This is a genomic window from Microcystis sp. CS-574 (assembly GCF_028329095.1).
GTDB classification, from domain to species: domain Bacteria; phylum Cyanobacteriota; class Cyanobacteriia; order Cyanobacteriales; family Microcystaceae; genus Microcystis; species Microcystis ichthyoblabe_A.
The window spans coordinates 1-10,567 of the sequence record NZ_JAQMSY010000107.1 but is presented as its reverse complement, the minus strand read 5'-3'; the positions used below and the strand labels follow the sequence as shown (position 1 = coordinate 10,567).

Here is a 10,567-nt window from a genome sequence, read left to right as displayed (position 1 = left end):
CTCCAATCCAACAGAGTTTTTAGATTTATTCAGCAAGCTCTATCTAGGGTTTGCTGAATAAGTACGGGCGAAGCATTCGGATAGAAAATCTACCTTTTCACCGATAGGTTATTGTCCGAATGCTTCGCCCCTACAGGACGCGGGCCGATGAAGACGCAAGGTTTTGAACGACGATTCTCTCAAAATCTTGCACCTGTGGGAGCGAGAAAAGCCCCAAAACCTTTACTTTGCCTACATTTCAAATTTATTCAGCAAACCCTATCTAGCCGGTCTGAGATTAACCCTAGCCAAACTCATCCAACGCTCGCAAAGTTGGGAAGCGCACCTAGCCCAGGGAGATACCCACCGACTACGGCGGGATATCTTCGATTCTTACGAATTCACCAGAATATCGGATATTGTTGTGATCGCCGTCGTTCACTCACCGAAATACAGGTGAACCAGATTGCTCGTCCAGGTTGCCACCCCCGTGCCGAAAAAATCCGCGTCTTCCGTCCAGATCGGGCATTCCAGCAATAAAGCCAGCGCCACGACTGGCCAATCGTCCACATCCCGCGCGGCGATGCGTTTTCTAGCCTCCCCCTCGTAAGAAGCGTACAGGCTGTTATCCACGATCCGCACCCAACCGGTCAAACCTTCCAAGACTGCCATCGCGTCCTCGCTCCCTAGGTCGCGTTTCTCGAAAAGAATCGGTAAATATCGCCTTGCGTCGGCGTAACAGCGATCGGTCGTAAAAAAATCTACCGTGGGAGCGAACCGAGCGATCATCTCCCGTACCTTTTTCCCCAACACGGCACGGATGAGAATATTGGCATCCAGAACGATTCTTTTCGTCATGGCAGAAAGCCTAACGCTCGCCTTCCCGGAGTTGACGGAATTCGCGAACGAGCGCATCTTCAGAAAGTCCCTGTTCGCGTAAAAGCGCATCCAACCTCTCGGCGGCGCGTTTTAACCCATCGATCTCCGCTTCCGATGGCTGCGGTCGTGCCGGCAAGAAATAGCCCACCGTCTGACCCTGGCAAGTGACGGCGATGGGAGTAGTAGAACTCAAATATTTGGCGAGATGATCCCGGAATTCTCCCATTCCGATTTTTTCTAGCATAGACTATTGCTTTTCCCGCTTGTGTACTGTTGTGTAGATAATTTTAGCAGAAAAATCTGTAGGCCGGGTGCAACCCAAAAGCCAGCTTCTTGGAGACGTTCAAAGGTTACTCTTGAACTACTCTCAATTCCGTTGAGAGTAGTTCACTTCATCAGCTACAGCTTCAGGAATGACCACAAGCTCATACAGTTCTTGTAGGATCATAATTTGGTCAATTAAGAGCAGGTAGCAAATCGGAGAAGTGTCAGAAACAACTATCATTTCGCTCTGAGTTCTTTGAGAGTTTGCAAATCGCGTTCCAGTTCAGTTTCATCATAATTCAGATAGACTCCCATCCGCTTTAAAAAGGCATGAGTTTCTAACCGAGAAGGTAATTGAAGGATGCGTCCAACTTCGGCCGTACTCAAGATACCGGCACGGTAAGCATCAGCAATAACCATTTCCAGCAGTTTATGAGCCAAATTATCGCCTGTTTGACCTAATCTCTGGGCGATTTCGTCGGGAATATCAACAGTGATTTTCATAAAATTATCGGAGTCGCTACCAGTTAGTTTTATCATAGGTGAAATAGATGGCTCTTCCAGTTTTTGTGTGGAAGGAAGAAGAATAGGGATAATTTGGGTGCATCTCAATTTGGTCGAAATATCTATAGGACATTTTGGGCGCACGCAGTTCGATAAACTCACTGATCACGATGCGCCCCTACCATTGGTGTAATAATAGGATTGTAGGGGCGAATTGCATTCGCCCTCTTTGATTTTTACAGTTTATTTTAAATAAATCAAGAGATTTAACCCCGGAATCGTGCGCGAGAGAGTCCAGAGAAGGAGAGTAATATAAAAGATGCCGATACCCCATTGATACCAAACTAAAAAAGAAATAATAGCGGGTAATTCTCGATCGCGAACTCGCCAATCATTAAAGCCTAATTTTAGCAAATTATTGAGACTTAAATCATAATAATTTAACCAATTCCAACGCTTTTGCCAAGAAATAGGAGTATAACGATCGCGAAAGAGGGGAAATTCGGGAACCACGGGTAAACGGGTGATTAATAAGCGTAATTGTCGCATACTACCATCTTGCAGAAAATAGGAACTATCCATTAAATCGTGATAGCGTCCCCGACGATAAAGTTCGATAATTAAAATTAGGGGTAAGGGGACAAGAATTAGGGCAATAGCTGTTAAAGTTAGTAGGGGACGACTGGCAGATTGCAGGATATTAAACACACCAGAAAGGGTGAGAATAATATAGCTAGTTACCATACAAAAGATTTCATAACGACTAGGAATTACTGGTTTAGGAGTGAGACGACGCACGCGATCAATTAACCAAAATAAACAGCCAAAATAGGCAAAAATTATGATTCCTGTCCCGAAAACTAAACTAAAATTTGTACCATCTTGACTTAAGAGTAATAGTAAAGTAAGGAAAGAAGTATGCAGAAAATCAGCTACCCAAGTGAGGTTAATTAGGCGAATAAATGAGATATTATTTAGTTTTTCTTTTAACTGTTGTAATCGCAATTTTTCGGTTTTGTATTCAATTTGATTAGCATCGGCAATTTGTTCTAGGGAGCGAAAATTACGAACTAAATTTCTTAAAACTGTCTCATTTCCTGCTAGGTTTGGTAAATAAATTGCCTGACCAATTACTCCTCTATCTCCTAGGATTTTAGCTTTATCGGAATCAAAAGCTAATCCCGATACACTCAAATAACTATTTTTAGTAAAAGTGGAATTACTAAAATCTACCTGATCTAAAAGTTTCACATCTTGAAAACTAACGACACCATTAAAATAACTAGACCGGAAAGCGCCTGATTTTTCAAAAGTGGCATTTCTAAAGGTTAATAAACTTAAAAATCTACTCTTAGAAAATAGCGGACGATCTCGCCATTGACTTTGGTAAAAATTAGCTTCTTTTTGCCAGAAAGTACGGGTAAAATCTGCGAGTTTATCGTATTTAGTTTGATCAAAATAAGCTTCAGCAGTAAAATGACTGCCATGGAAGTTAGTAATACTTTTAAAATGTACGCTGCGAAAGATGGCTTTATTTAAAAATTGACTTTGACTAAAATTTACATCTCCCATAAAATTAGCTTTTGTAAATTTTGCCACCCTAGCAAAACGCGATTCTACCCAATTACTTTCACGACTAAATTTTGCTGCCATTGCTTCGACAATTTGCAGAAAAAAAGTCTTAGAAAAGTCCACTTCTCCCATAAATACAGTTCCCTGCAACTTCACCGGTCCACGAAATACTGTGACATTAAAAACCGGTTCATCGCTATCGAATAAAAAATTTTCGTCCTGTTGTAATAACTGTTCTTCTGTGGGTGATAACAAGGTAGCAAGGGCCACTTTTGTTAAAGGAGTCGGTAAACCCAGACGGGAAGCGATAAAATTGCCTTGAATTAAGGAATTACTAAAATCTAAACCTAGGGGTTGTTTAGCGCGATTAATTTGACCTTGAATCTGTTGATAAAATTGTTCTTGTAGTTCCTTATTTTCATCGCGGATATCGATAACTAAATTGGCTAAATCGATAGTAGTCATCCCTTCTTTAAGGACGGGTGCGCTTAAACGTTCCTGCAATAAAGTTACTGTTAAAGGAACCCTATCCACTACTGCCAAACTAGGGAGAGAATGTAAACAGAAAAACAGAAGAACAATGATTAGTAACCAGCAGCTTTTCAACAACGCACCCACGACAGTTATTTTCCTAAACAAGCTTGGATAGCCATTTCTAAGTCCTCTTGGTTTAAATCGGTAATAACAAAGACTTCCTGAACACTTTTTCCTGTCCTCGCAATCAGCTTAAAACCACCACGAATTGGCACTGATATCCGCAATTGTAACCGCGGACAATGACCTTTTGAGCGAGAAAGTACCCCGGGGGTGACAGTGGTGATTCCTTGATAAGTAATTAACTTTTCTAATACCGCAATCAACCCCGGTATATGAGTAGAATGATTCCAAACTAAGCGACCATTATTCATAATTATGCGGCCTCTAGGGGAGCCATGGTTAATCCTTCCCGTCGCAATTGTTGGTGATAAAGTTCCGCTTGTTCTTGGGGACCTGTCCAGACAATTGCCTGTCCTTGGTAGTGAACTTGATTAGTTAATTCCCAAGCTCGATCGGTAGTCATATCCGGGATATATTTAATTAAACAATTGGCCACATGATCGAAGGTGTTAAAGTCATCGTTGAGAACAATAACTTTATAGTTGGGATAAGTCTTTTTCACCCCTTGGGTGGACTTATCTAAGGTGGTACTGGGTGCGCTGGCCATAGAAGTTACAATAGGTTAAGGTTTTTGCGGTTAAATTCGAGCATTTTGACAACAATTAAGCGGCAAAAGCCACAGAATTATTCTTCAAAACTTGGTGATAGTAATTTAATAACTGTTTGGTGGCCGCTTGCCATGCCCATTTTTCCGCTTCTAGACGCGCATTTCGTCGTAATTCCTCTCTTTCTGCCTTGGCGGTTAGTAATCTCTGGGTGGCACTAATTAAACCTTTTTCATCCCTAGGATCGAAGAGATGACCATTAACTCCATCGGTGACAATATCGGGAATTCCCCCCGAATTTGCTGCCACCACCGGACAACCGGCAGCCATGGATTCTAAGAGTACCAAACCGAGGGTTTCTGTGCGTGAGGGAAAAAGAAAAGCATCTGCGGAAGCAAAAGCGGAGGCTAATTCTAACCCCTGTAAATAACCGACAAAATGGGTATTTGTGTCGGCAAAATGACTTGTTAAAGCTTCCCGATGGGGACCGTCTCCCACAATGGCAAATCTTGCTTCGGGAATCGCTTCTAAGACTGGTTTAATGCGATCAATTTCTTTTTCGGCCGACACTCGACCGACGTATAATAAGAGAGGACTATCGGGGTTATTTTGGGATAATTTCAGTCTCATAGCCGGGGATTTTAAATGAGGTTGAAATAATTCCGTATCGACTCCCCTTTGCCAAAGCTCGACCTTTTCAATGCCACGACTAGATAATTCTTGCACCATAGCGGTGGAAGTGCAGAGATTTAAACTTGCTTGATTGTGGGCCAGTTTTAATAATTCCCAGAGTAATCCTTCTAGGGAACCTAATCCATAGTGTTGTAGGTATTGGGGGAGATGGGTATGATAGGAAGCGACGAGGGGAATGTTCATAGTTTTGGCAAAATAAATGCCTCCCACCCCTAAAACAGCCGGGTTAACCACATGAATAATGTCAGGTTTAAACCTCTCTAAAGCTTGACCGACGGAAGGCCGGGGGAAAGCCATTTTTAATTCCGGATATAGGGGTAAGGGAATCCCTGTAACTCCATGAATTTTAGCACCTTTGTACTCTTTTAAACCGCCATCGGGAGAGAAAACTAATACCTGATGACCTAATCTTTGTAGGTGTTCTACGGTATGTTTAAGACGGGTGACAATTCCATCGATTTTCGGTAAGAAAGTTTCTGTAAAAAGAGCAATTCGCATAGAGAAAACAAGGTTAAGTAATAATTAAGGGCAAGCTTTTTGAGATAGCTAGGAATAATTACTGAATTTCTCAAGGCAATTAACTCCCCAATTAATCATAGATCAGAAAGGCCAAAGGTTTTAATCACTCGATCGCTACCTTCGATAACCACCGTCGCTCGATAATTATCGCCGATTGCCGCTGTCCATAATTGCCATTCCCCCGCCACATTGTCTAATTTTAAGGGATTGAGGCCTACTTCCACTCGATCGAGTCCCCCGCTAATTCCCGTTCCCAGTGCCTTTAAATAAGCCTCTTTTGCCGTCCACAACTGAAAAAATAGCTTTTCCTTCTCTGCGGACTTTTCAACAAGCTCGTGTTCTCTAGCACAAAAAAACCTTTTTGTCAAGCTATCTAAATCTTTCATCTGGCGCATTTTCTCTAAATCTACCCCAATGCGAGCGGTTAAAGTCAAGCCACAGATTGCCATATCTTCGGAATGGGAGAGATTAAACTGTAATTGGTAGTTAATACTCGGTTTTCCCCGTTCACTGTAGATAAAATCGATTTTTTCGGGACTTATCGCCAAATATGACCCTAAAATCTCGCGTAAACATCCCCTAGCCACCAAAAAACGCCGCTTGTGTTGGGGAAAATGGTAACGATTAGCTCTAATTATTTCATCTTCCGAGAGCAAAGAAGCCAGTTTTTCTAGTCTATCCCCAGAGGGATCAAGACTGATAAAATAGAGATGAACCTCATCGGTAGATATAAACATTAAACTCAGAAGCACTCAAATAATTAATTATCGGTAAATTTTACCGTAAAATGAGAATTGCCGACTCAAGAATTTATCCACCTTCTAACTCTTGACTTTGCAGCACACCTATGAACTTTTTTCATACTGAAGACCATCTCCAACATTTCGGTACAGATATTTTAGAAACAACTTGGCGAGAATTTCCCCAATTAGCTCAAGAACAAATTGCCCTAACTTGGATAGTATATGATCCTCCTGTTATCGTCAACACGGGGGGAGCAATTTCTCACGAAGAATTCTGGAAATATTCCCCCCGCGGATTTAGTTATCGCGGACAAGAAAGAACCTATCCCGCTAGTTTAGTGAAATTGTTTTATCTAGTAGCAATTCATGAGTGGTTAGAGGGGGGAATGATTGCCGAAAGCAGCGAATTAAATCGCGCCATTCGTGACATGATTGTTGACTCTAGTAATGATGCTACCAGTTTAGTTGTAGATCTGGTTACGGGAACCACTAGCGGTCCAGAAATTGCCGCCGGTCCCTTTGAAACTTGGAAGCAACAACGCAACATAGTTAATCGTTATTTTCAATCCCTAAATTGGCCAGAATTAGCGACAATTAACGTTAATCAAAAAACTTGGTCTGATGGTCCCTATGGACGTGAACGCGCTTTTTTAGGGGAATTAATGGAGAATCGCAATATGTTGACTAGCAATGCAGTGGCGCGTTTAATTCATACTATTATTGGGGGGATTGCTGTTTCTTCCCAACGTTCCCAAATGATGATGTCTTTACTAAAACGTAGTCTTAATCCTGCTGATTGGACAAGTCAAGGAGATGATACACAAATCTTAGGATTTCTGGGACAAGGATTACCAGAAAATAGTCAAATTTGGTCAAAAGCTGGTTGGACAAGTCAAGTACGTCACGATGCAGCCTATATTGAAATTCCCCATCATACTCCCTATCTATTGGTGGTATTTACCGAGGGAAAAGATAACAGTCAAAATCGCTCAATTTTACCTTTTATTTCCCAGAAGGTAGCCGAGAAAATTATGCAGTTCAATTAATTGAAGCTGTGGGTAGGATGATTTTCTCTGTCATTGTCAAAAGTGCTAGATAAACATCCTACTGTCATGAACCCGTAAATTGACTGATGTGCATCTCAATATGTAGCTTTTCTGGGATAGATGGGGTTTGTTCTTGCAGCTGAAATACTCGATTAAGTTTAGTCTGTGCTTCACCTTGACGAGAAGGACTGTCATCATTTAAACTAACAATAAGTTGTTCTTAAGTATTTCCTCAAATGTGTGACTTTCAATCCTCATCATTGTCATAACGAAAGGGAAGTGGAGAGTAAACTAATTGTCCAGTATTTACTCCCAAAACTAGGCTACAATGCCGAACATTGGTATCAACAAGTTAGCTTCGGTAAAGTCCGCTTAGATTTCCTTGTTTCCGCTCAAAAACCTATCAATAAAAGGCAGTTTTTTGCCTCTCACTGTCTAATTATCGAGGCTAAAAATCCCAGAGAAAAGCTCATCAATCATCGTCACCGCTTAGGTTATTATCTCAACTATTTTAAAGTGCAGTGGGGATTATTAACCAATGGTGATGAGATTCAACTTTATCGAAGAAAACCCGATAAAATTTATTTAGTTTTTAGATGTTCTGGGTTAGAAATTGCCTCTCACTTAGAACAGTTAAAATCTCTGATTGGTTACGAAACCTTATCTTTAGGTATTCCACCGCTCAATTCTCCAACAATCAACCACAGAAACCCCATGAAAACCATCGCAATTTATCATCATAAAGGTGGTGTTGGCAAAACCACCGTCGCTACCAATCTAGCGGCAGCTTTGAGTAAAAAAGGCAAGCGAGTATTATTAATTGATATTGATGCTCAAGCTAATAGTACCTTTGCCGTTGGTTTAATTAAGTTTCAATTCGATGATGACGATGATTTAAAAGATAAAAATGTCTTTCATTTACTAGATAACAGTAACCGCATTTTTATTGAGAATATCGTCAGAAAGTCTCAAGGATTCAATCATCCAGAAATTGATGTTATTCCCTCTCACATATCTTTAATTGCTAACCAAGCAAAAATTAAAGATAATGCGGCGGTATTTGCTAGATTGGCAAGAAAATTAGAGAAAGTAAATAATCAATACGATATTGTAATTATTGATGCACCTCCCGCACTTGATTTATATGCACGCATTGCTTTAATTGCAGCTGACTATCTGATAATCCCTTCTGATCTTAAACCATTTTCTAATCAAGGATTAGATAGCGTTAAAAACTTTGTTCAAGAGGAAATCAATGAAAGTCGTGGAGATTTGGGTAAACCAACCCTACAAATTTTAGGCGTTTTACCTTCCAAAATTTCCACCCATGCTCAATACTTAAAATATAATTTTCCCAAACAAAAACAAGTGATTCCAGACAAATATAATTTACCTTTGATGGAATCGACTATCTCGGAAAGAATGCCTTTATCTCGCTGTATAAATCAATACGTTACCGTGGGAGATTTAGAAATTCCTGCCCCCCAATCTATAATCGATTATGCCGAACATCAAGCTGATGCGGGAGTATCAGCAGCAGAATTTGAAGCCTTAGCAATTGAAGTTTTAGCTAAAATAGGAGTTAAATAAATGTGGAAATTTTTACGAGTCGATATTACTGATATTAATCCTTCCCTTCCCAGAGAAACCTTTTCCGAAACTGAATTAGAGAATTTAGCCAATCTTATTATTGAAATGGGTGGACTTATTCGCCCTGCTATTCTCAAAAAAGCTGATAATAAAAAAGTTGATGAACGTTATGATATTATCAGTGGAGATTTAGAATATTATGCTTCTGTCATCGCCAATCAGAAAGTTCCTGACATCGAGATGATTAACGCTTTTGTAGTTGATAAAGAAGCGGAGAGTATCGCTTTACAGCAAATGAAGTTATTATCCTCTTCTCCTGGGTTAATTACCAGGCCCGAAAAAATAGATAATCCTCTAGAATTGAGGATGAGTAATCTTGAAAAACGATTAGAAACCCAGTTACAAGCAATCCGAGAGGAGTACCAAAAAGAAATCAAAAGACTGGAAGAAAAAATTATTATTTCTCCTCCTTCTCCTCCTTCTAAGTCGATTTTAGAGCTTTTGAATACCTGTGACGCTAATCAACTTAACAAAGCGAGAATCCCACCTGCATCTGTTAATGACTTTCTGAAAAAACGTTCAGAAAAGCCCTTTGATTCTTTGGAAGATATCCTAAATCGCCCAGTGTCAGGAGTTAAAGAGAAAAGATTAATTAAGCTTGTCGATTATTTGCTGACTTCTAATTGATTTTTGTGGGTGTGTTGAGCTACTTTAACACACCCTACCGATGGATGTTATAATAATGGAAGATCAGGAAAAAATTCTGATCCGATAGTGGGCAAAGATTAACCAGAAGAAGGGTGAAAAGAGAAAACTTATGACAACTACCCCAGTAATAGCTGCTTTTTTAACAATTCCGGTGGTGATTCGGTAGTAGTGATGGTGGCTTAATCCTTTGCTTTGCTGTGCATTGTAGTCATGGATAAAATACCAAAGGGTTCCCCAACGTGATTCTCCATTTTTTTAGAGAAAGATAGACTCTCTCTCACCAGCCGAGAAATCCTTTGTCTAAAGGTATTATTTAATCTTTCAATAGGATTAGTTTGATCAGTTTCTTTTCCGACTGGTTGATGACGTTTACTAGGAATTACTGTCTTATAGGACTCCCAAAAGTCTGTGTAAGCAACCGCGCATTGTCGGTAAACACCTGGTAAACTAGCCCCAAAGTTTTTTGGCTGATTGACGACTCCTATCTCCGCGCATAGCAACCAATAATTTCCCTTGTATTTCTATCAATTAACCGCCAAATATAAACCTTTATCGTCTTAGAAAAAACAAAAGACCACATCTCATCACATTCTATAACCAATTTACCTTTTAGTTTGTCCGAAACCTTTATTTGACGGGGACAGCCGCCAGTTTATTGTTGACATAATTTTGTAACCATGACCAACTTACTCCTGTTACTCTAGCAATTACTCGTAAGGAAATTCGTTCGAGTAGGAGTTTATCAATTAATTGTTTGGTTTCGTCAGAGACGGTTTTATTAGTGGGATTGATCACAAACTGACGACCACATTCTTTACATTGACGTTTGGGTTTTCCATTATGAATAGAACCATTCTTAATCCTATGG

At 40.2% G+C, this 10,567-nt stretch carries 11 protein-coding genes and 1 pseudogene; 3 read left to right on the top strand and 9 right to left on the bottom strand.

The annotated features are described in order from the left end of the window. Positions 1-417: 417 nt before the first annotated feature. The 8 genes from PN470_RS08630 to PN470_RS08595 all read right to left on the bottom strand — a co-directional run bounded on the left by PN470_RS08630 (position 418) and on the right by PN470_RS08595 (position 6,349). Positions 418-837: a PIN domain-containing protein gene (locus PN470_RS08630; RefSeq protein WP_016515819.1), complete on the bottom strand. Its 420-nt coding sequence runs from the start codon at positions 835-837 to the stop codon at positions 418-420. A gap of 10 nt (positions 838-847) precedes the next feature. Beyond that, entirely contained in the window at positions 848-1,102 is a 255-nt protein-coding gene (locus PN470_RS08625; RefSeq protein WP_103113213.1) for a prevent-host-death protein, read from the bottom strand. Positions 1,103-1,359: 257 nt separating this feature from the next. Then, complete coding sequence (locus PN470_RS08620; RefSeq protein ID WP_016515817.1) at positions 1,360-1,626, bottom strand: UPF0175 family protein; 267 nt, start codon at positions 1,624-1,626, stop codon at positions 1,360-1,362. A gap of 243 nt (positions 1,627-1,869) precedes the next feature. Next, positions 1,870-3,816, bottom strand: a complete 1,947-nt coding sequence (locus PN470_RS08615) for a pentapeptide repeat-containing protein (RefSeq protein ID WP_271937718.1) — start codon at positions 3,814-3,816, stop codon at positions 1,870-1,872. A 5-nt stretch (positions 3,817-3,821) separates the two neighbouring features. Further along, entirely contained in the window at positions 3,822-4,106 is a 285-nt protein-coding gene (locus PN470_RS08610; RefSeq protein WP_002732155.1) for a DUF2103 domain-containing protein, read from the bottom strand. A gap of 2 nt (positions 4,107-4,108) precedes the next feature. Continuing rightward, positions 4,109-4,402, bottom strand: a complete 294-nt coding sequence (gene clpS / locus PN470_RS08605; RefSeq protein WP_002758084.1) for an ATP-dependent Clp protease adapter ClpS — start codon at positions 4,400-4,402, stop codon at positions 4,109-4,111. Between the two features lie 55 nt (positions 4,403-4,457). Then, entirely contained in the window at positions 4,458-5,591 is a 1,134-nt protein-coding gene (locus PN470_RS08600) for a glycosyltransferase family 4 protein (protein WP_002752604.1), read from the bottom strand. Positions 5,592-5,686: 95 nt separating this feature from the next. Continuing rightward, positions 5,687-6,349 carry a 4'-phosphopantetheinyl transferase family protein gene (locus PN470_RS08595; protein WP_271937714.1) on the bottom strand — a complete coding sequence of 221 codons (663 nt, stop codon included), beginning with the start codon at positions 6,347-6,349 and terminating at the stop codon, positions 5,687-5,689. Positions 6,350-6,459: 110 nt separating this feature from the next. Between PN470_RS08595 and PN470_RS08590 the strand changes: the two genes are divergently transcribed. From PN470_RS08590 to PN470_RS08580, 3 genes are all read left to right on the top strand, one after another. Next, the gene (locus PN470_RS08590) at positions 6,460-7,401 is read left to right on the top strand and encodes a serine hydrolase (RefSeq protein WP_103113216.1); all 942 of its coding nucleotides are present in this window, start codon (positions 6,460-6,462) and stop codon (positions 7,399-7,401) included. Positions 7,402-7,641: 240 nt separating this feature from the next. Beyond that, positions 7,642-8,991: an AAA family ATPase gene (locus PN470_RS08585; RefSeq protein ID WP_002792340.1), complete on the top strand. Its 1,350-nt coding sequence runs from the start codon at positions 7,642-7,644 to the stop codon at positions 8,989-8,991. Then, a complete protein-coding gene (locus tag PN470_RS08580; protein WP_271937711.1) occupies positions 8,992-9,678 on the top strand; it encodes a ParB N-terminal domain-containing protein in 687 nt (228 codons plus the stop codon). Positions 9,679-9,897: 219 nt separating this feature from the next. Here PN470_RS08580 and PN470_RS08575 read toward each other — a convergent pair. Further along, positions 9,898-10,560, bottom strand: a pseudogene (locus PN470_RS08575) (IS1 family transposase); the annotation flags it as partial. Positions 10,561-10,567: the final 7 nt, after the last annotated feature.